This window comes from Lachnoclostridium edouardi, assembly GCF_900240245.1.
In the GTDB taxonomy this organism is placed as follows: Bacteria; Bacillota; Clostridia; order Lachnospirales; family Lachnospiraceae; genus Lachnoclostridium_A; species Lachnoclostridium_A edouardi.
Genome location: NZ_OESQ01000001.1, coordinates 645,666 through 665,230 on the forward strand (window position 1 = coordinate 645,666; position 19,565 = coordinate 665,230).

The following is a 19,565-nucleotide window of genomic DNA, read 5'->3' on the forward strand; positions in this document are numbered from 1 at the left end:
CATAAATGCGGACTACCCAAAAGGGTATCTTTATTTCACACCGAAAATAGCCATAAATGTACCAGCAGCTACTGCTGTACCGATAACGCCGGCTACGTTTGGTCCCATAGCGTGCATAAGAAGGAAGTTTGTAGGATCTGCATCAGAACCAACCTTCTGGGATACACGGGCTGCCATAGGAACTGCGGATACACCTGCAGATCCGATCAGCGGATTTACCTTTCCGCCGCTTGCCTTGCACATAATCTTTCCGAATATAACGCCGGCTGCTGTACCAAGAGCAAATGCTACCAGACCTAAAACAACGATTTTAATTGTTGTCATTTTCAGGAAAGCTTCAGCACTTGTAGTAGCGCCTACAGATGTACCAAGAACGATAACTACAATGTACATCAAAGCGTTGGAAGCTGTCTCTGCCAACTGTTTTACAACACCTGACTCACGGAACAGGTTACCTAACATCAGCATACCAACAAGAGGAGCTGTAGTAGGAAGGATCATGCAGACTACAACAGTAACAATAATTGGGAATAAAATCTTTTCCAGCTTAGAAACAGGTCTTAACTGCTCCATTTTAATCTTACGCTCTTCCTCTGATGTAAGCAGCTTCATAATTGGAGGCTGAATAATTGGAACAAGAGCCATGTAAGAATATGCAGCTACAGCGATAGGTCCCATAAATTCTGTCTGTCCCAGCTTACCGCAAAGGAAGATAGATGTAGGGCCGTCGGCGCCGCCGATAATGGAGATTGCCGCTGCCGCCTTGTCGTTGAATCCCATAAGGATAGCTAAAAAGTATGCGCCGTAAATACCAAACTGAGCTGCCGCACCCAGCAGGAAGCTTTTAGGGTTGGCAATTAAAGGACCGAAGTCTGTCATCGCGCCTACACCCATGAAAATCAGAGATGGTAAAATACTCCACTCATCTAACAAATAGAAATAGTGAAGAAGTCCTGCCACTCCATTGGATGAATCTTCAATTGACAGCATAATATCTGGGTAGATATTAACCAGCAGCATTCCAAAGGAAATCGGCACAAGAAGCAATGGCTCGAATCCTTTTTTAATAGCCAGGTAAAGGAAAATGAAAGCCACGGCGATCATAACGAAGTTGCCCCAGGTTAAATTGACAAATGCTGTCTGCTGAAGAAGATTCACAAGTGTATTAGAAATATAATCCATGTTAATCCCTCCATGTGGAATGCCCTATTGCATCCACCTTAATCCTAGTTTAATGTAGCGATAGTTGCGCCTGCTTCTACAGAGTCACCGTTTGCTACGTTGATGGTTGCAACAGTTCCGTCCTGAGGAGCTACAATTTCATTTTCCATCTTCATGGCTTCCAGAATTACCAGAACGTCGCCCTTCTTAACTGCCTGTCCTGCGCTTGCTTTCACACCCAGAATTTTTCCTGGCATTGGAGCTGCAACTACTACGCCGCCTGCTGCGCCTGCCGGTGCTGCTGCCTTTGGAGCTGCCTTTGGTGCTGCTGGCGCTGCTTTTTTAGCTGCTACAGCTGCTCCTGTGGAAGCGCCTTCTTCTACGGTTACGTCATAAACATTTCCATTAACTGTAATTGTATAATTTTTCATGTTGTTTTCCTCCTAAATAAATTAAGCTCTTTTCCATTTTGCTCCGCTTTTGCGTCTGATGGAGCGAACTACCAGACCGTCTGCAGAGGCTCCTGTAGAAGCTGCAATCGCTGCTGTAATAACAGCAACCAGCTCCAGATCGTCAGTCAGCTCTTCTTCCACTTTTGCAACAGGTGCAGGAGCAACTGCAACCGGCGCCTCGGACTGCTTTCTCATCTTAGCCTCAGCAGCATTAATGAACTTAAAGCAGTAAATCAGGAAGCTGATGAAAATCAGTACGCAGAATACAGTTCCCATACCCAACAAAGTGTTCAGAGCAGCTTTTTCCATATTCTCGGCAAAGCTGTATTCTGGAACCATGCTGACAGAAGTAGGAACGCCTGTTCTGTCCATGAAAATCTTAATCTCTACATTTCTTTTTTCAAACTGTGCCTGGATGATGCCTACATAGCCCTTATCTGCTTTTTCAGCTGTGGAGCCTTCAATAGCAACAAGGTCGCCTGTATCCTTTACTACGCCCTTCCAAGTCATAAAGGTAGCAGCAGTCACCTTTTCATCAGCGTCTTCTGCCTCAGCGATCATCTCATCCAGATCTTCCTCTGGAACAGATACTACTGAGCTGAAATAATTTTCAGAAAGAAGGCAGACCTGAGTGGCTATATCAGGATCTAAAGCGTTGTCCTCTGTGTCGGCCTTGCTGCATGCAGTCATGGCGAAGAGGCAGGTGATCATGCACAGTGCCAGCAATACGCGTTTTATATTTTTCATATATCTGTCACCTCGTTATTATACTGTACCGTGTTTCTTAGCCGGACGTTCCTCTCTCTTTGTGAACAGCATCTCAAAAGCAGCGATTACTCTTTTTCTTGTATCACAGGCTTCAATGATGTCGTCAACATATCCTCTTCTGGCAGCGGCTTCTGCACTGGCCTGAAGTTTCTGATACTCTGCAGCCTTCTCGTTAATCAGGGCTACTGCATCATCTGCCTTGGCAATATCGTCTGCATATATAATCTTTGCTGCCGCATTAGAATCCATCATGCCAATAGAAGCGCCTGGCCATGCATATACCATATCAGCGCCAATAGACTTGCTGCACATGGTCAGGTATGCAGAACCGTATGCCTCGCCAACTACTACAGTAACTTTAGGCACATTTGCATTTGCATAAGCATATGTCAGCTTAGCTGCTGCTTTTGCAATTCTTTTTTCAGTACACTTTGAGGCTTTATAACCTTTTACATTTACAAGGGTTAATACAGGAATATTAAATGCATCACAGAACTCAACAAATTCTGCGGCCTTCTCACATCCCTTAGCTGTTAATGTTCCGTCAAATGTTTCTTTCTTCTCTCCGTCATCTCCGTATACTTCTTTACGGTTGGCAACACAGCCTACTGTGCTTCCGTTCAGACGTACAAAACCAGTTACCATATCAGGCGCAAACGCTCCCTTTACTTCCATAAAGAAGTTGTCGTCTGAAATAACCTTTAATGCTTCTGCAGTATCTCCTGCCCAGCCTTCCAGACCTTCGCAGACTCTGTTTAAATCGTCTGTGCACTCGTCGTAGGACATATCGTCCTCATTGTTAGCCGGCAGAATGGAAACCAGGCCTCTGATCTGAGCCAGAATGTCCTCCTCAGTTCCTACAAAGTCAACTGCCCCTGTCTCTTCACTTTGGAATGCTGCAGCAGCTGTGTCACATTTGCCTGTATAATTGCCGTCCAGAGCGTTTGGAGAATTAACAAATAATTTTCCCTTTTTCTCTTCCATAAATGTGAAATCAGATAAAGCAGCTGTTACTGCCATACCGCCTCCACATACGCCAAATATAGCGGAAATCTGCGGAACTACGCCGGAAGCCATAGTCTGATTCAAATACAGTTCACCAAATCCGTTTAAAGCGTCAGTTGCTTCCTGAAGGCGCAGACCTGCGCAGTCGATCAAACCGATCACTGGCGCGCCCATTTTCATAGCCATTCCATAGATGTTAGAAATTTTCTTTGCGTGCATCTCGCCCATAGATCCTCCCAGTACGGAAGCGTCCTGGCTGTACACATACACAAGGTTGCCTTCAATGGTACCATATCCGGTAACCACGCCGTCTGCAGGTGTTGCCTGCTCAGTCATATTGAAATCTGTGTTTCTGGCAGTTACATAGCCGCCGATTTCAACAAAACTGCTCTCATCAAGTAACAGGTTAATACGATTACTTGCTGATGTTTGTGCTGAATTACTCATTTTGCAGTCCTCCATTTTGTAATATTTTCACAATGGTTGTTAAATCTCTAACAGAACATTGCTTGTGAAATCAAATTTCTGCCGATTATAATTGTATAATGATTTAACAAAAATTTCAAGCAGTTTTTGGCAAAATATCAACATTTTAGTTTACATAATTTTCAAGCTTTAGTCTTTTTTGCGCAATGTAAACCCTCTTCCTCTGACTTCATTGACTTTATTAATAATCATAAAGGCTTTCGGGTCAAATTCCATAACTAATTGGTTTAATTTTACCAGCTCTCTATTAGAAAGCACAACCATCACTTCATACGAATTTTGCTTCAGATATCCGCCTTTCATGGCAAGCAGGGTGGTTCCCCTGTCCAGTCTGGTCTGAATTGCCTGATTAATCTCCTCATAGTGGGTACTGATAATTTTTGCCTGCATCTGCTGGGTGCCTATCGTCATAATTTTATCAATCACTGTTGTATATACTAATATTAAGATTAAGCTGTACAAAGCTTTTTCTAAGCTGGAAAACGTCATCTGAAGCAGCAAAATCGTTACGTCCGCCACGTAGATTGAAGCCGATACAGGAATACCCAGTTTTTTATTTAGAATCAGAGGAGGGATGTCCATTCCTCCGGTGGATGCCCCTGCTCTTAACACAATTCCGATGCCCAATCCAATTACAAGACCAGAGATCAAAGTTGCTAACATAAGATCCTCTGTCAAAGGAGCTGTTATAGTTTTTTCCACATAAGCCAAAATTACAGGAAAATAAAAGGTACTGATAATTGTAGTTAAAGCGAACTTTCTTCCCAAAACCAAAGCTCCCACTACAAACATTACAATATTTAAGACACCTACAATAGACGAAACCGGCAGCTTTAAATAGTGGTTGAGTGCCAGGGCGATTCCTGTTCCTCCTCCCATCATCAGCTGGGCTTTCATAAGAAAGGCCCCGATTCCAAAAGCCAGAATTGTATTCCCCACAAATACACTAACTATAGTTTTAAGGTTTTTCATGTGTAATTTCCCCCGATATTATGCGCAAAAAGAGCGCTGCAACATGCTGACTATTTACTCGTCAGATCTGCAACGCCCTTCAGCATTAAAGAAATTATACCATTTTTTTCTCTTCTCATCAAGGAGTTTTTTCCATCCACGGAAGGCAGCTGGCAGCCACTTTTTCTAAACACCAGGACAAGGTCAGCTGTTTTACATCTTCTTTGGCAACTACCGGATAAGAGCCAAATATCTGCCCGTTTAGAGAATACTCTACAGAGCCTACTACGTCTCCCTTTCTTACAGGTGCAGTCAGCTGCTTTTCTACTTGACATTGCACCTTAGCCTTCTCTCCTTCCTTTAAAAGAATTTTTAAATCCTCATCCTTTTTTTCTACATCCACCTTTACCTCTGTCTGAACAGATAAATCTCCTTCCGGCGGAACTGCATTTTCCACCGGAATGGGGGACAGCTTCATATCCTGCCATACATTTTCATATTCATAGTTTTCCATGGCATATTCCATCAGCTTCCTTGTATCCGTCCACTTATATGTTTTATGAGGCGGCCATCCGCAGCCTAAAAGAGCTACAATAAACAAACGGTCCTCATCTTCTACAGCCCCCACATATGAATATCCTGCGTTATTAGTAAAACCTGTTTTTCCCGTTAAAGCTCCTTCCATCATAGTCAGCAAAGCATTATGGTTTGTGCAGGAATAAGTTTTCTTTCCTGTTTTGTCAGTAAATGTATAAGCCGGGGTCCTTGTAATTTCCAGAAACTTTTCTCTGGCCGGAGACTGAGTAATGCAATACCTTAATATTTTGGCTAAATCCTCAGCCGTTGTAGAGTGAACCTTTGTCTCTCCATTTTCATCCTCTTTTTCTTCGTCCAGGCCGTTGGGCGTAATAAACCAGGTGTCAGCACAGCCAATATCTCTGGCCTTTTGATTCATCAGATCAGCAAATCCTTCTACGCTGCCGCTTATATGCTCTGCAATTACTACGGCTGAATCATTGTGGGATTCCAGCATTAAAGAATACAACAGATCCTTTAAAGCAAATTCTGTTCCTGCAGAAGCTCCTAAGTGCACCTGAGGCTGCGACGCCGCATAAGACGATACTGTTACTGTATCTTCCAGATTACCTGTCTCCAAAGCTAAAATACATGTCATAATCTTAGTTGTGCTGGCCATGGGCCTTTGTTCCTTCTCGTTTTTTCCATAAAGTACCCGCCCTGAATCTCCGTCTATTAGAACAGCTGAAATTGCATTTAGCTGGAGAGCTGTCTGATGAGCATTTCCAGTATTAACCGCCGCTTCCTCCGGCTGCTCCCCTTCCTTTTCTGTTTCCTTTTCCCTGGTTTCGCCGGCATCTGTCTGCCATATACGCCCCGCCTCAGCCGACCATATTTCAGTTCCATAGTCTGCAGCTAAGTACCCTGCCGCCAGACATGCCAGCAGAAGACACATGGACATTAACTTTTTCATGGCATCCCCCTTTTTCTCCATTACTTTATCTTATTCTGGTATACTTTTTCCTATTCCCTGGATTTTCTATTGATTCCGAACGTACATTCTGGTATACTAAAAAGACATTTCTAATGGAGGATGGTTATGGAGCAGGAACGTTTGATTTTTCATATTGATGTGAATTCTGCATTTTTAAGCTGGGAATCTGTATACAGGCTAAAACAGAATCCTTCTGCTTTAGATCTGCGCACAATTCCCTCCGCCGTAGGAGGGGACGCCAGCAAGCGCCACGGCATTGTGCTGGCAAAGTCCGCCCCTGCAAAAAAGTATGGCATTGTTACTGCCGAGCCTTTGGCTCAGGCCTTAAAAAAGTGTCCCCATCTTGTGATCGTCCCCTCCAGATTTGAACTGTATATTGAAAATTCCAATAACCTGATAAAGTTGTTAGAAGAGTACACTCCTGATATTGAAAAGTTCAGTATAGACGAAGCATTTTTAGATATGACCAGCACCATTCATTTATTTGGCAGCCCCAGGGAAACTGCAGACCATATCAGAGAGCGAATTGAAAAGGAATTAGGTTTTACAGTTAATATTGGCATCGCTCCCAATAAGCTGCTGGCCAAAATGGCCTCAGACTTTCAAAAACCTAATAAAACCCACACCTTATATTTACATGAAATCAAAGAAAAGCTGTGGCCTCTTCCCATCAGAGACTTATTTTTTGTAGGAGGCGCCGCTCAAAAAAAGTTGCATTCTATAGGAATCCGCACTATCGGGCAGCTGGCGGCGGCAGACCTTTCTATTTTAAAGCTTCACTTAGGTGAAAAATATGCTATTTTAATTCATCAGTATGCCAATGGAATCGACGATTCTCCTGTGGAGGAGCGGACTCCTGTAAATAAAGGATACGGCAACAGCATCACCCTCTCCCATGATGTGTCTGATTATAATACGGCCTGCCAGGTGCTGCTGTCTTTAGCTGAGACTGTAGGCGCCCGTCTTAGGGCAGATCATGTGCTGTGCAGCTCTGTATGTGTGGAATTAAAGGATTGGCAGTTTCAGGTCCAGTCCCACCAAACAGGCCTTTCCAGTCCCACCGACTCCACCTCAGTGATTTATCAGGAGGCCTGCCGGCTGTTGAAGGAGGCCTGGAGCGGCATTCCCTTACGTCTCCTGGGCTTACGGGCAGGAAAAATCGACGACAGCAGTTTTACTCAGATCAGCTTATTTGATACGGAAAAAACTAGAAAACAGCAGAATTTAGAAAAGGCTGTAGATTTTATCAGAAATAAATATGGCACTGACATTATTAAAAGGGCCAGCTTTTTACAGCAGAATGCTCCTGTAGATCACGCGGCGGGAAAGCATAAGCACTTGTGGAAAAACGGAGACCAGGAAGAATGGAGAAACCAGTAAGCCATGAAAAAAATTATTTGTTATAATATTACAGAAAAACAGGCCGGAAAAAGCGTGGAGCTTTTTCTAAAAAGCCTGGGATATTCAAAAAATATAATTGTTCATTTGAGAAATACTCCTATGGGGCTCACCGTCTCCGGCGATTTGGTATACACTACTTATATATTAAAGGCCGGTCAAAAGCTTACTGTTACTTTAATAGAGGAACAGTCTTCCCACAACATAGTGCCCGTTCCCATGAAGCTCTCCATTGTATATGAGGACGAAGATATTTTAGTCGTAAACAAGCAGGCAGGAGTTCCCATCCACCCTTCCCAGGGTAATTTTTCCAACACCCTGGCCAACGGTCTGGCCTGGTATTTTCAGGAAAAAGGACAGGCCTTTGTTTACCGGGCAATTAACCGCCTGGACCGGGACACTACAGGACTACTCATTGTGGCAAAGCACATGCTGTCCGCATGTATTTTATCGGCTATGGTGGCCTCCAGACAGATTCACAGAGAATACCTGGCTGTAGTCCGGGGAATGACTTTGCAAAAAGGACAGGTGGAAGCTCCCATTGCCAGAGTCCACCACTCCACAATTGAGCGGTGTGTAAACTACGCCGAGGGAGATAAGGCGCGGACATTTTACAAAAGGCTGTGTTACAATCCGGACTGCCGCTGCTCTCTTTTAAGCCTTCACTTAGAAAGCGGAAGAACTCATCAAATCCGCGTTCACATGAAGGCCATCGGCCATCCCCTGCCTGGGGATTTTCTCTATAACCCAGATTATCATTATATAAGACGGCAGGCTCTCCACTCTCACAGGCTGAAGTTTTCTCACCCTCTTACCGGAGAGAAGATGTGTTTTACTGCCCCTATTCCTGAGGATATGAAGTTTGCTCTCAGCCCTCCTGACTTTGAAATCCCATAATCCTAAGCCCCTTGGGATAGTGATTTTTTAAAATAGTTCCAGACTGCTTGGCCCAGCCCAGAGAGCAGCCCTCCAAAGTCATTAAGGTCCATCCCTTTTCTCCCGGTTTTTGTATAGACTCTCCTCTTAAATAAGCCTTTGCTTCCTCCAGGCTCAGCCTGCATACTTTTGCCGCCTTTGTTTCGTCCAAATACATAGCCAGGCCGTGAGCCGGCTCAATTCTGTTCTTTTTTATACTTCCCAGATGAAGCCCCGGGCGGAGAATCTTCATCCCTTTTATGGTTCCCATGTCCTCTGGCAAAAGATATATTTGATACCCAAACTGTATGTAGTTTTTTCTGTTTAACAATTCCTTAGCTTCCGGGCAGATTTGTTCTAATAATTCCTTTAAACCTTTTAAAATTGCTTTTTCTTTTATGATTCCCTTTTCTTCCTGCCTTACAGACTTTTTTCCCTCACAATCCTTTTTCCTGAGAACAGCCAGAAAATGCCCCTCCCCTTCTGCTAAGTGGGGCCATATGCGAAAAGTATTTTTCAGCTGAAGATTTTCATTTTTGCTCCACTCCGGCCGCCCCTGTGAAAGTCCGTCAGGTACAGAATCTTGCTGTTCTACATAAAAATCTTCATGTGATTCTAAAAAGCTTTCTATGGTCTGCTCGTTTTCTTCTGGTGAGAACGTACAGGTAGAATATACCAGCCGTCCCCCTGGCTGCAGCATTCTGGCCCCATTATCTAAGATCTCTAACTGCCTTTTGGCGCAAAGAGTTACATGGTCAGGGCTCCACTCCTTCCTTGCCGTCTCATCTTTTCTAAACATACCTTCTCCGGAACAGGGGGCGTCCACAACAATCTTATGGAAAAATTCGGGAAACTCCTTTGCCAGCTTTCCAGAATCTTCATTGGAAACCACCACATTTCCCGCCCCCATACGCTCCATATTCTGAGACAGGATTTTTCCTCTGGCCGGATGTATTTCATTGCTTAAAAGAAATCCTTCCCCCATCATCATAGAGGCAATATGGCTGCTTTTTCCTCCTGGAGCGGCGCACAAATCCAGAACCCGCTCTCCCGGCTTAGGGTCTAAAAGAGCCGCCACAGCCATGGCGCTAGGCTCCTGGATATAATATAGGCCTGCATAATGGTAAGGATGACGTCCTGGCCTGCATTCCTCCCTGTAATAATACCCGTCCTTTGCCCAGGGCACCGGCTCCATCTGAAACATGGAAATTACATCCTGTCTGATTCCTTCTTTTGCGCCCTTTTCTTTTAAATAATTTATTCTCAGCCCATAAGCCCGCTGTTTTTCATAGCTGTCTCTAAATAAGCTGTACTCTGTTCCTAAAAGCTGTTTCATTTTATCTTCAAACTCCAAGGGCAACACCATATTTTTTCCTCCCTGTCCAATGATTTCTATTATGATATATTAATTTTTCTCCATACTAAGCGTTAGAGGTGATCATTATGTTGCTGAATTTATTAGCATACGCAGTAATTCCTATCTATACTTTAGTTTTCACATACAAAACAAACTGGTTCTCCACCAATTTTTCTGTAATTGGAAATCTTATGGGCCGCACAAATTTCTTTTTGTGCTGGGGCATTTTAGTAGGCGGATATTTTTATTTCTCCCTCCACAGAATTATTATGCCCCTTTCTAAGAAAAAACGGGAAACTTTTCTTATTAATGTGGCGTCGTTTCTGCTGTTTTTTGCAGTAATGATTCCATATCTTCCAGATCAGTTTCCTGTTGCTTCTTTTCTCCATATTTTATTTGCTTTCAGCTCTGCCGCTGTACTGACTTTATGCCTTTTTTCAATACTATGGAAATTTTGTCAGGCCAACCCGGTTATTTACAGGCCATTTTTCATAGGTTTTCTCATCATTACAGCCTTCTCTGTTTTTTTACTGCTTTCCTCCGGCATTATAAGCAGCGCCCTGGAAATATTTTTCACTGTGGCCTTTACTGTTTTTGTACGGCTTCTGCTAAAAACTGTAACTGAACAGCTGACTATTAGTCCTCTTTAGCTTTTTTTACAGGCAGCATAGCTTCCGCCTTTGCAAGGGCCGCGTCAATATTAGCGCAGAAGTTTTCCTGTCCCAGCTTTTTGTCAAAGCCTGCCTTTCTCATTACAGAATAAGGCTGGCTTTGTACATGGGATAACAGCACTGTAATATTTCTGGCTTTACATCTGTCCACAAAGCCGTCCAGGGATGTAAGAGCGGCAATATCCATAGAAGGCACGCTGCGCATACGCAGAATAATAACTCTGGTATTTTTTTGGGCTGTAATTCTAAGCAGCTCGTCTACTGTGGCAAAAAAGATAGGCCCTTCCAGCTCGTATACTAAAGTATGTCTGGGCACCTTTTTATAATGCAGGTTGTCCGCATCGTCCTCCGGTATTTCCTCATAAGACCATCCCCGCACAGTAGTAACGTCTGACATTCTGCGCATAAATAAAAAGGCGGAAATCAGAACCCCCATCTCCACTGCAAACAGAAGATCCACCAAAATTCCTGAAAAAAAGGTGACTAACATTACCGCCACATCCGATTTAGGGGCATGGCCGATAATAAATACAACTTCCTTCCAGTTAATCATGTTTACAGCTACTGTAATCAAAATAGCCGATAAGGTGGGAATAGGGATGTAGCCGGCTAACGGCATAAGAAAAATCAAAATAAAAAGCACGCATACGCTGTGGACCATGCCAGCTACAGGAGTACGGCCTCCGTTTTTAATATTGCTGGATGCCCTGGCCACGGCTCCGGCCACCGGCACTGCTCCAAAGAAGCCGCAAAAAATATTAGCGATGCCCTGGGCAATTAACTCCTGGCTGGAATCATGCTGTTCTCCCATTAAGCCGTCTGTCACAACACAGGCCAAAAGGGAGACAATGGCAATTAGAAGGGCCAGCGTAACAGCTGAAGGCAGCAAATTGGAAATCAATTCTAAACTGATTTCCGGCATGGATGGCCTGGGAAAATGGGAAGGCAGTTCTCCGTAAACACTGCGTATAGTGGCAACCTCCTTCATATTTCCAAAAAGTACTATAGGAGTTGTAATAAGAATAGCTGCCAGGGAGTTGGGAATCCTGTTTGTAATTTTAGGCAGCACTAAAAGTATAATAATTGCCATACAGCCTATAGCGGCAGTTCTGTCGTTTAACGTGTGAAGCACCTGGCTGTAAGCCACAAATTTATCCATAACCTTTACAGGAATATCTCCCATATCAAGGCCTAAAAACCCTTTGATCTGGCCTGAGAAAATACCCATGGCGATACCGGCTGTAAAGCCTGTTGTAATTGTTCTAGGAATATATTTTAACAGCATTCCAAAACGCAGCGCTCCCAGAATAATCAGAAAAACACCTGCCATAATGCTGGCTAAGGCTAATCCTGTCAGACCAAAATCCCGGACAATTGTAAATACTGTCATAACAGTGGCGGCCGTGGCGCCTCCAATATTTACCCTGCTGCCTCCCAACAAAGATACCAGAAATCCTCCTACTATTGCTGAATACAGTCCTCTCTCCGGACTCATTCCGGAAGCTATGGCCAGAGCTACTGATAAGGGAAAGGCAATTACAGCCACAATCGCCCCGGATATAATATCCTTAATCAGCTGCTGTCTTCCGTATCCTTTCATACAAGTCATTATCTTTGGTTTCCACTCACTTTTCACCTTCATTACTCCCCTGTGCAAGAAAAACCGCACGCCCAATAGGACATGCGGCCTGAACTCTTGTTTTTATAACTCAATCTTGTAATCGTCTGATCCTTCACCGTTTACTACGTAGTAAGCTACAGATTCCTCAGGCTTTACATAAATTTCAATAGTCTTAATCTCCACGCCTCTGTGGGATTTTTTAAATGCCTTTTTTGCTGACTCTAAAACCTCTTTTGCTTCAATCTGCTTTCCTGCATACTCTACATATACAGAAGCTTTTGGATCTGCCTTTTTAGCAGGAGCTTTCTTAGTAGTTTTTGCTCCAGCTGTTGTTTTAGCAGCTGTCTCCTTTACAGGCGCTTCCTTCGCAGGTGCTTTTACCTCTGCTGTTTCTGCAGCCGGCGCTGTCTGAACTGGCGCAGCAGTCTTCTTCACTGCCTTTGTTTCTGTGGTTTTTGTTTCTTTCTTTACGGTTGCCATAATTACTTCCTCCTCGCAATCCTTGTTAAAATTCTAATCAGTAAACGCCAAGCTGTCTTATTTATGCTTAGTGCATTATAAATCTATTCTGATTTTTTGTCAACAAACCTGTCTGAATTCTCTGTTTCTTGTTATAATGTTATGGCTTAATAAGCCTGGAGGCAGACATCATTTTTTCACAAATTACATACATATTCGTTACATTTCCCACAGCCAGCTTTTCTGTCAGTCCATAATGATTGAGACATGTGCCGCAGGTAAGTATTTCTGCTCCCTGGCTTTCTAAAAGCCTTAAATCCTCTAAAGAATCTGAACCTTCCACAGAAAGCTTTGCACCTCCGTTATACAATAAAACTGTCTCCGGGATCTCTTCCAGCTCTGTCAGCCCATAAATAAATCCCTTCATCAGAAGTCGGCCTAACACATCATCTCCCTCCCCCATATGGTCTGCGGAAATAACAACTGCCTTTCCTGCTGTTGCTGCTTCTAAAACTTGTTTTTTCTCCTCTGTTTTACAATCTGTCTCCTTATCACAGCAGGTTTCTTGGTCATTTTTCTTAAATATCACCTTATATTCATGTTCTCCCAGCTGGCAAGATTCCGTTTCCACCTTCATATAATTTCCCAGTTTCATTAAATTGGAAACTGCGGCCGTATTATCTACTAAAACTTCTAACGTGGAATCATCCATATGTTCTAAAGCTTTTTTTGCCTCAATCACCGGTTTAGGACAAGACATTCCTCTTGCATCTACTAATTTCATTTTAACTTATATTCTCCTTTTATTCTCCTTCTTTTGGATTTATGATATCATTTTTTTCTTTTTTGTGCTATAGTCAGAAAGAAACTCTTGATGAAAGGCTGGATTTTCCATGAAGTTTATAGAAAAACATCCAATGACCATGATTATCACCGGCATTTTTGGCATCTCCCTTTCTGCTATTTTTGTAAAATTTTCAGAAGCTCCCTCAGCAGTTACCGCCGCTTACAGACTAGTCTGGACGGTTCTCCTTATGTCACCTGTTGCCCTGGGCCAAAAGAAATATAGATCAGAGCTTTTTTCCGTTAACAAAAAAACCTTATTGCTCTGCGCTGTCAGCGGCATATTTCTGGCTTTTCACTTTTTCTTCTGGTTTGCCTCTCTTAGTCATACCTCTGTAGCCAGCTCTACAGTAATTGTGTGCACAGAAGTAATCTGGGTGGCCTTAGGATACTGCATATTTATGAAGGGAACTTTGGGATGGAAGGCTGTTCTCATCATACTGGCTACCTTTTTGGGAAGTATTCTCATCGCCTTTTCTGATTATAACGGCGGGGAAAATCATTTATACGGAGATATTTTATCTCTGGCGGCAGCGGTTTTTGTGGCTGTATATACATTACTTGGAGGTATAGCCCGCCGCACTATGACCACCACCGCTTATACATACCTTGTATATGTATTTTCAGGTATTACTTTAATCGCCCTTGTATTGCTCCAGGGACAGTCATTTACAGGCTGGGGCCTTAGCCCTATAATTGTAGGCCTGCTTCTAAGTATTTTTTCTACCTTACTTGGACACAGCATATTCAGCTGGTGCTTAAAATACTTTTCACCGGCTTTTGTCTCTGCCTCCAAGCTGTGCGAGCCAGTAGTAGCCGGCTTTATTGCCATGGCGCTTTTTCAGGAAATTCCGGCGCCTCTGCAGCTTATAGGAAGCGCCGTTATTTTAGGCAGCGTGCTGTACTACTCTTATATTGAAAATAAAGCGCTGCAGAAAAAGACTTCTTAGTCTGTCTGCAACGCTTTACTGAAACTTATCTTCTATCTATTTTTCTCACTTCGTTTCTCACTCTTAAAACCATGGACGGAGACACAGAAAGCTCGTCCATTCCCATATCTAAGAATTCTCTGATTAAAGACAAATCTGCTCCCAATTCCCCGCAGATGCCTGCCCAAATTCCATTTTTATGAGCATTTTCCGCCACTAATCTTAACAGGCGCAGCACCGCCGGATGGTGAGGGTCATAAAAATCATCCAGATTGTTGTTCTGACGGTCAATAGCCAGCGTATACTGAGTCAGGTCGTTAGTTCCAATGCTGAAAAAGTCTACTTCCTTTGCCAGCACGTCGCTCATTACTGCAGCTGCAGGAGTCTCTATCATAATACCCTGTTCAATGTTGCCGAAAGGAATATTATTGGCAGACAGCTCCTCTTTTACCTCTTCTACAATCTGTTTAATTTTCCTAACTTCTTCCACAGAAATAATCATAGGATACATTACTGCAATATTGCCGTAAACACTGGCTCTGAGAATGGCTCTCATCTGTGTTTTAAAGATTTCAGGACGTTTCAGGCAGATACGAATAGCCCGGAAGCCTAATGCAGGATTTTCTTCCTGGTCTAAATCAAAGTAATCTACCTTTTTATCAGCTCCAATATCCAATGTTCTGATAATTACCTTTTTTCCTGCCATCAGCTCTGCCACCTGACGGTAAGCCTGAAGCTGCTCCTCCTCTGTAGGATATGTGTCTCTTCCTAAATACAAAAATTCACTTCTAAACAGGCCAATTCCTCCAGCGTCATTGGCCATTACGCTGGCTACGTCTCCCACGCTGCCAATATTTGCATAAATATTAATTTTCTGGCCGTCTAAAGTAATATTCTCTTTGCCCTTTAACTGCTGAAGCAGCTTCGTTTTTTCCTCTTCCTCCTGGATTTTTGCCGCAGCCGCCTTTTCAGTCTCCTGGTCCGGCTCCACAATTACCTGGCCTTTGGAACCATCTACAATGCCTATTTTTCCGTTAACGCTGCTGTCTAAAGGAATATTAACTCCCACAACAGCAGGAATATTCATCATTCTGGCTAAAATAGCAGTGTGTGAATTGGCTGAACCATGTACGGTGACAAAAGCCAGAACCTTATCTTTATCTAACTGAACAGTTTCACTGGGGGTCAGATCGTCAGCCACAATAATAACCGGCTGGTCAAAATTCAGGCCATTTCCTCCTGCGCCGCTAAGCACGTTAATTAAGCGTTCAGATATGTCTTTTACATCAACAGATCTGGCCTTCATGTATTCATCATCCATTTCTGCAAACATCTGAGAAAAATTATCTCCGGTGGTGGCTACTGCATATTCTGCATTCACCTCCTGAGTTCTCACAATATTTTCAATGGACTCTAAATAATCGTCATCCTCCATCATCATCTGATGTACTTCAAAAATAGCCGCGTTGGCTTCTCCCACTTCTTTCAGCGCCTTATCATACAAGCCCTGAAGCTGCGCAAGCGCCTCTTCCTTTGCTTCCTCAAAACGCTTCATCTCAGCGTCTGCATCTTTGATGCGGGTTCTCTTTACAAGATTATCTTTCTTCTGGAACACTGCCAGCTTGCCCATAGCAGTGCCCCTGAATACTGGTTTTCCAAAATACTTTTCCATCATTTAATAATCTCCTAACTTTACAGATTATCCTGGAAGAACTTTTCCACTGCTGGTCCTGCAGTTTCTTCATCCTCTCCTTCCACAGTCACTGTAATCTCATGGCCGCATTTTACTCCCAGGCTCATTACAGCCATCAGCTTTTTGGCATCCACTGTCCTTCCCTCTTTTTCAATACTTACCTTGCTTTCATACTGCTTTGCTTCCTTAACCAGAAGTCCTGCCGGTCTTGCATGAATTCCTAACTCATCCTTAACTGTGTAATGAAACTGATACATAATCTTTTCCTCCTGCTTACTTTTTTTATTTAAATTTATTTTTTGTATGTGATCATCACTGTTTCTTTTGCTGTAACCGGGCCTGTAGTCATTTTCACTTCCCGCACGTCATCCATATTAGTAATCAATATAGGGGTAATAGTATTATATCCCTTTTCCTTTAATAATTCTAAATCTACTTCTGCCAGCAAATCTCCTGCTTTTACAGTCTGATCTTTTTTTACGTGGCATGTAAAGCCTTCACCGTTAAGAGCTACTGTTTCCAGCCCAATGTGAATTAAAACCTCAGCTCCCTCCTCTGCTTCAATTCCATATGCATGTTTGGAAGGAATCAGGCTGACAATCTTTCCATTTACAGGGCTGTAGATCTTTCCATCCTCCGGAATCAGGGCAACGCCGTCTCCCAGCATCTTCTGGGAAAATACAGGGTCAGGAACTTCCTCAACAGGAACTGTCTTGCCGCTTTGAATTGCCAGCAGCCGGCCCTCTTTTGGCGCTGCAGACTCTTCCTCTTTTTTTCCAAATAATTTTTTAAACATTTTTCTTCCTCCTATTTCTTGATTATTGTACAAAAAACAGTTTATATACAGGTATAATAGCACACTGTTATATCTCATGCAAATAAAATTGTCGTTTTTTTCACAACCTTATGGTTTCTATACAAAGGCCCATTTAATCTGGCCCTGCTCCTGACGCAGCTGAAGCTGAAAATAATAGGAGCGCCGCAAAACAGCGCTCCTTTGTAATTTATGATAACCTGTTTTTAAAATCCTCATACCCAAAGCTGCGCACGATTTTACAGACTCCCTGGCTGTCTCTATATACAATAGAGGGAAGGGCCATTCCGTTAAAGGTATTTGTCTTTACCATAGTATATAAAGCCATATCCTCAAAAATCACCAAACTGCCTGGCTTTAAGGGATCCTGAAAGGAGTAATCTCCAATAATATCGCCTGCTAAGCAGGTGGGACCTGCTAAACGGTAGGTGTACTGCAGCTCTCCTGCTTTTTTGCTGTCTGTCACTGGCGGACGGTAGGGCATCTCCAGCACGTCAGGCATGTGACATGCGGCAGAAGTATCTAAAATCGCAATGTCTATTTTGTTGTGAACAACCTCCAGTACTCTGGACACTAAAAATCCGGCGTTCAGCACCACTGCTTCTCCAGGCTCTAAATATATTTCCACATGGTATGTGTCTCTCAGGTGACGAATAATTTTTACCAGCCGCTCAATATCATATCCTGGCCTTGTAATATGGTGTCCGCCTCCCAGGTTCACCCATTTCATCTGTCCCAGCCAGGGGCCGAATTTTTCCTCCACAGCCTTCACCGTCACCTCCAGAGCGTCAGAATCCTGCTCGCACAAGGTGTGAATGTGAAAACCGTCTAACATAGGCAGAATTCCCTGATCAAAAGCCTCCAGGGTAGTTCCCAGTCTGGAGCCAGGGGAGCAGGGATCGTAAATCTCATGTCCCTCCTGGGTGGAGCATTCCGGATTTAATCTAAGTCCAATTGATTTTCCGGCGCTTCTGGCCTTTAAGCCTAATTTTCTCACCTGAGCCGGAGAGTTGAAAATAATGTGGTCTGCAAACTGAAGCAGCTCTTCAAATTCATCTTCCCTGTAAGCGGGAGAAAACACGTGGGTTTCTCCCCCCATTTCTTCACATCCTAATCTGGCCTCATAAAGACCGCTGGCAGCTGTTCCGGCTAAATATTTTTTTATTAAGGGATACACGCTGAACATGGAAAATGCTTTTTGAGCCAGCAGTATTTTACAACCGGACCGATTCGCCACGTCCTTTAATATTTCCAGATTATGAATCAGGCGTTCTTCATCTATTAAAAAATAAGGTGTAGGGCCTGGGCCCTCTATGGGCGCCCCCATTAATCCACCAATACCGGATCATAGGACTCTTTCCAGGGCAGTCCCCATTTATTTAATGCATCCATAAATGGGTCCGGATCAAACTCTTCAATGTTGTGAACTCCCGGCTTATTCCAGGTTCCTGTCATTATCATCATTGCTCCGATCATGGCAGGCACTCCTGTAGTATAAGCCACTGCCTGAGAACCTACCTCTTTATAACATTCCTCGTGATCGCAAATATTATACAGATAATACGTTTTGTCTTTTCCATCCTTTTTGCCCTGGAAAATACATCCGATATTTGTTTTTCCTTTTGTTCTTGGGCCTAAAGAAGAAGGATCAGGCAGCACTGCTTTTAAAAACTGCAGAGGAATAATCTCTTTTCCTTCATACATAATAGGCTCAATAGATGTCATTCCCACATTTTCCAAACATTTCAAATGAGTCAAATAGCTTTGTCCAAAGGTCATAAAGAAACGGATTCTTTTAATCCCCGGAATATTTAAAGCAAGGCTTTCAATTTCTTCGTGGTGAAGCAGGTACATATCCTTTTCTCCCACTCCCTCAAAATTGTAAACCCGTTTAATTTCCATAGGCTCTGTTTCTACCCAATGGCCGTCCTCCCAGTAGGAGCCCTTTGCAGAAACCTCTCTAATATTAATTTCCGGGTTAAAATTAGTTGCAAAAGGATATCCGTGATCTCCGCCGTTACAATCTAAAATATCAATATAGTTGATTTCGTCAAATTCATGTTTTAAGGCGTAGGCGGAAAATACGCTTGTAACTCCCGGATCAAATCCGCTTCCTAACAAGGCTGTGATGCCTGCCTCCTCAAATTTTTCTCTGTAAGCCCACTGCCAGCTGTATTCAAACTTAGCTGTATCCTCAGGCTCATAATTTGCTGTGTCAATATAATGTGTTTTTGTAGCCAGACAGGCGTCCATAATAGTCAGATCCTGATATGGAAGAGCCAGGTTTAATACTACGTCCGGCTTTTCCTGATTAATCAGCTCAATCAGCTGGTCCACCTGATCTGCATCCACCTGAGCTGTAGTAATCTTAGTCTTTGTAGTTCCCTGTAATTTTTCTTTCAAAGCATCGCATTTGGATTTTGTGCGGCTGGCAATGCAAATCTCTTCAAATACCTGACTGTTCTGGCAGCATTTGTGAATTGCAACAGAAGCTACTCCTCCACATCCGATAATTAAGGCTTTTCCCATTTC

Annotated in this window: 19 protein-coding genes; 4 read left to right on the forward strand and 15 right to left on the reverse strand. The window is 43.2% G+C overall.

The window, feature by feature from the left end:
- Positions 1-30 precede the first annotated feature (30 nt).
- From C1A07_RS02960 to C1A07_RS02985, 6 genes are all read right to left on the reverse strand, one after another.
- Positions 31-1,182, reverse strand: coding sequence for a sodium ion-translocating decarboxylase subunit beta (locus C1A07_RS02960; protein WP_101875792.1), 1,152 nt, complete (start codon positions 1,180-1,182; stop codon positions 31-33).
- 44 nt (positions 1,183-1,226) lie between these two features.
- Entirely contained in the window at positions 1,227-1,592 is a 366-nt protein-coding gene (locus C1A07_RS02965) for a biotin/lipoyl-containing protein (protein WP_101875793.1), read from the reverse strand.
- 21 nt (positions 1,593-1,613) lie between these two features.
- Positions 1,614-2,360, reverse strand: coding sequence for an OadG family transporter subunit (locus C1A07_RS02970; RefSeq protein ID WP_101875794.1), 747 nt, complete (start codon positions 2,358-2,360; stop codon positions 1,614-1,616).
- An 18-nt stretch (positions 2,361-2,378) separates the two neighbouring features.
- Positions 2,379-3,833 carry an acyl-CoA carboxylase subunit beta gene (locus C1A07_RS02975; RefSeq protein ID WP_101875795.1) on the reverse strand — a complete coding sequence of 485 codons (1,455 nt, stop codon included), beginning with the start codon at positions 3,831-3,833 and terminating at the stop codon, positions 2,379-2,381.
- A gap of 168 nt (positions 3,834-4,001) precedes the next feature.
- Entirely contained in the window at positions 4,002-4,844 is an 843-nt protein-coding gene (locus tag C1A07_RS02980) for a YitT family protein (protein ID WP_101875796.1), read from the reverse strand.
- A gap of 118 nt (positions 4,845-4,962) precedes the next feature.
- Positions 4,963-6,312 carry a D-alanyl-D-alanine carboxypeptidase family protein gene (locus C1A07_RS02985; RefSeq protein WP_242972229.1) on the reverse strand — a complete coding sequence of 450 codons (1,350 nt, stop codon included), beginning with the start codon at positions 6,310-6,312 and terminating at the stop codon, positions 4,963-4,965.
- 120 nt (positions 6,313-6,432) lie between these two features.
- Between C1A07_RS02985 and C1A07_RS02990 the strand changes: the two genes are divergently transcribed.
- Positions 6,433-7,713, forward strand: coding sequence for a DNA polymerase Y family protein (locus C1A07_RS02990; RefSeq protein ID WP_101875797.1), 1,281 nt, complete (start codon positions 6,433-6,435; stop codon positions 7,711-7,713).
- A gap of 3 nt (positions 7,714-7,716) precedes the next feature.
- A complete protein-coding gene (locus C1A07_RS02995; protein ID WP_101875798.1) occupies positions 7,717-8,628 on the forward strand; it encodes an RluA family pseudouridine synthase in 912 nt (303 codons plus the stop codon).
- Here C1A07_RS02995 and C1A07_RS03000 read toward each other — a convergent pair.
- Entirely contained in the window at positions 8,600-10,012 is a 1,413-nt protein-coding gene (locus C1A07_RS03000; protein WP_101875799.1) for an RsmB/NOP family class I SAM-dependent RNA methyltransferase, read from the reverse strand. The two genes, C1A07_RS02995 and C1A07_RS03000, sit on opposite strands and share 29 nt — an antisense overlap.
- 77 nt (positions 10,013-10,089) lie before the next feature.
- On the opposite strand from C1A07_RS03000, the gene C1A07_RS03005 reads away from it, so the two are divergent.
- The gene (locus tag C1A07_RS03005; protein WP_101875800.1) at positions 10,090-10,653 is read left to right on the forward strand and encodes a hypothetical protein; all 564 of its coding nucleotides are present in this window, start codon (positions 10,090-10,092) and stop codon (positions 10,651-10,653) included.
- Here C1A07_RS03005 and C1A07_RS03010 read toward each other — a convergent pair.
- The 3 genes from C1A07_RS03010 to yedF form a co-directional block, all read right to left on the reverse strand.
- Positions 10,640-12,274 (reverse strand): SulP family inorganic anion transporter, encoded by a 1,635-nt coding sequence (locus C1A07_RS03010; protein ID WP_207654293.1) that lies wholly within the window; start codon positions 12,272-12,274, stop codon positions 10,640-10,642. The two genes, C1A07_RS03005 and C1A07_RS03010, sit on opposite strands and share 14 nt — an antisense overlap.
- 102 nt (positions 12,275-12,376) lie before the next feature.
- A complete protein-coding gene (locus C1A07_RS03015; protein ID WP_101875802.1) occupies positions 12,377-12,775 on the reverse strand; it encodes a DUF6465 family protein in 399 nt (132 codons plus the stop codon).
- 139 nt (positions 12,776-12,914) lie between these two features.
- A complete protein-coding gene (yedF, locus tag C1A07_RS03020) occupies positions 12,915-13,538 on the reverse strand; it encodes a sulfurtransferase-like selenium metabolism protein YedF (protein ID WP_101875803.1) in 624 nt (207 codons plus the stop codon).
- Positions 13,539-13,647: 109 nt separating this feature from the next.
- On the opposite strand from yedF, the gene C1A07_RS03025 reads away from it, so the two are divergent.
- Positions 13,648-14,547: a DMT family transporter gene (locus tag C1A07_RS03025; RefSeq protein ID WP_101875804.1), complete on the forward strand. Its 900-nt coding sequence runs from the start codon at positions 13,648-13,650 to the stop codon at positions 14,545-14,547.
- Positions 14,548-14,572: 25 nt separating this feature from the next.
- On the opposite strand, the gene ptsP is transcribed toward C1A07_RS03025, so the two are convergent.
- The 5 genes from ptsP to C1A07_RS03050 form a co-directional block, all read right to left on the reverse strand.
- Positions 14,573-16,198: a phosphoenolpyruvate--protein phosphotransferase gene (gene ptsP / locus C1A07_RS03030; RefSeq protein ID WP_101878010.1), complete on the reverse strand. Its 1,626-nt coding sequence runs from the start codon at positions 16,196-16,198 to the stop codon at positions 14,573-14,575.
- 20 nt (positions 16,199-16,218) lie between these two features.
- Positions 16,219-16,476, reverse strand: a complete 258-nt coding sequence (locus C1A07_RS03035; RefSeq protein WP_101875805.1) for an HPr family phosphocarrier protein — start codon at positions 16,474-16,476, stop codon at positions 16,219-16,221.
- 35 nt (positions 16,477-16,511) lie between these two features.
- Entirely contained in the window at positions 16,512-17,015 is a 504-nt protein-coding gene (locus tag C1A07_RS03040) for a PTS sugar transporter subunit IIA (RefSeq protein WP_101875806.1), read from the reverse strand.
- Between the two features lie 208 nt (positions 17,016-17,223).
- Entirely contained in the window at positions 17,224-18,360 is a 1,137-nt protein-coding gene (nspC, locus tag C1A07_RS03045) for a carboxynorspermidine decarboxylase (protein ID WP_101875807.1), read from the reverse strand.
- Complete coding sequence (locus C1A07_RS03050; protein ID WP_101875808.1) at positions 18,360-19,562, reverse strand: saccharopine dehydrogenase family protein; 1,203 nt, start codon at positions 19,560-19,562, stop codon at positions 18,360-18,362. The genes nspC and C1A07_RS03050 overlap by 1 nt, the downstream gene beginning before the upstream one ends.
- Positions 19,563-19,565: the final 3 nt, after the last annotated feature.

Coding starts and splice junctions, on each gene's coding strand:
- C1A07_RS02960 (WP_101875792.1), bottom strand. CDS start 1,182: ATGGATTATATTTCTAATACACTTGTGAATCTTCTTCAGCAGACAGCA.
- C1A07_RS02965 (WP_101875793.1), bottom strand. CDS start 1,592: ATGAAAAATTATACAATTACAGTTAATGGAAATGTTTATGACGTAACC.
- C1A07_RS02970 (WP_101875794.1), bottom strand. CDS start 2,360: ATGAAAAATATAAAACGCGTATTGCTGGCACTGTGCATGATCACCTGC.
- C1A07_RS02975 (WP_101875795.1), bottom strand. CDS start 3,833: ATGAGTAATTCAGCACAAACATCAGCAAGTAATCGTATTAACCTGTTA.
- C1A07_RS02980 (WP_101875796.1), bottom strand. CDS start 4,844: ATGAAAAACCTTAAAACTATAGTTAGTGTATTTGTGGGGAATACAATT.
- C1A07_RS02985 (WP_242972229.1), bottom strand. CDS start 6,312: ATGAAAAAGTTAATGTCCATGTGTCTTCTGCTGGCATGTCTGGCGGCA.
- C1A07_RS02990 (WP_101875797.1), top strand. CDS start 6,433: ATGGTTATGGAGCAGGAACGTTTGATTTTTCATATTGATGTGAATTCT.
- C1A07_RS02995 (WP_101875798.1), top strand. CDS start 7,717: ATGAAAAAAATTATTTGTTATAATATTACAGAAAAACAGGCCGGAAAA.
- C1A07_RS03000 (WP_101875799.1), bottom strand. CDS start 10,012: ATGGTGTTGCCCTTGGAGTTTGAAGATAAAATGAAACAGCTTTTAGGA.
- C1A07_RS03005 (WP_101875800.1), top strand. CDS start 10,090: ATGTTGCTGAATTTATTAGCATACGCAGTAATTCCTATCTATACTTTA.
- C1A07_RS03010 (WP_207654293.1), bottom strand. CDS start 12,274: ATGAAAGGATACGGAAGACAGCAGCTGATTAAGGATATTATATCCGGG.
- C1A07_RS03015 (WP_101875802.1), bottom strand. CDS start 12,775: ATGGCAACCGTAAAGAAAGAAACAAAAACCACAGAAACAAAGGCAGTG.
- yedF (WP_101875803.1), bottom strand. CDS start 13,538: ATGAAATTAGTAGATGCAAGAGGAATGTCTTGTCCTAAACCGGTGATT.
- C1A07_RS03025 (WP_101875804.1), top strand. CDS start 13,648: ATGAAGTTTATAGAAAAACATCCAATGACCATGATTATCACCGGCATT.
- ptsP (WP_101878010.1), bottom strand. CDS start 16,198: ATGGAAAAGTATTTTGGAAAACCAGTATTCAGGGGCACTGCTATGGGC.
- C1A07_RS03035 (WP_101875805.1), bottom strand. CDS start 16,476: ATGTATCAGTTTCATTACACAGTTAAGGATGAGTTAGGAATTCATGCA.
- C1A07_RS03040 (WP_101875806.1), bottom strand. CDS start 17,015: ATGTTTAAAAAATTATTTGGAAAAAAAGAGGAAGAGTCTGCAGCGCCA.
- nspC (WP_101875807.1), bottom strand. CDS start 18,360: ATGGGGGCGCCCATAGAGGGCCCAGGCCCTACACCTTATTTTTTAATA.
- C1A07_RS03050 (WP_101875808.1), bottom strand. CDS start 19,562: ATGGGAAAAGCCTTAATTATCGGATGTGGAGGAGTAGCTTCTGTTGCA.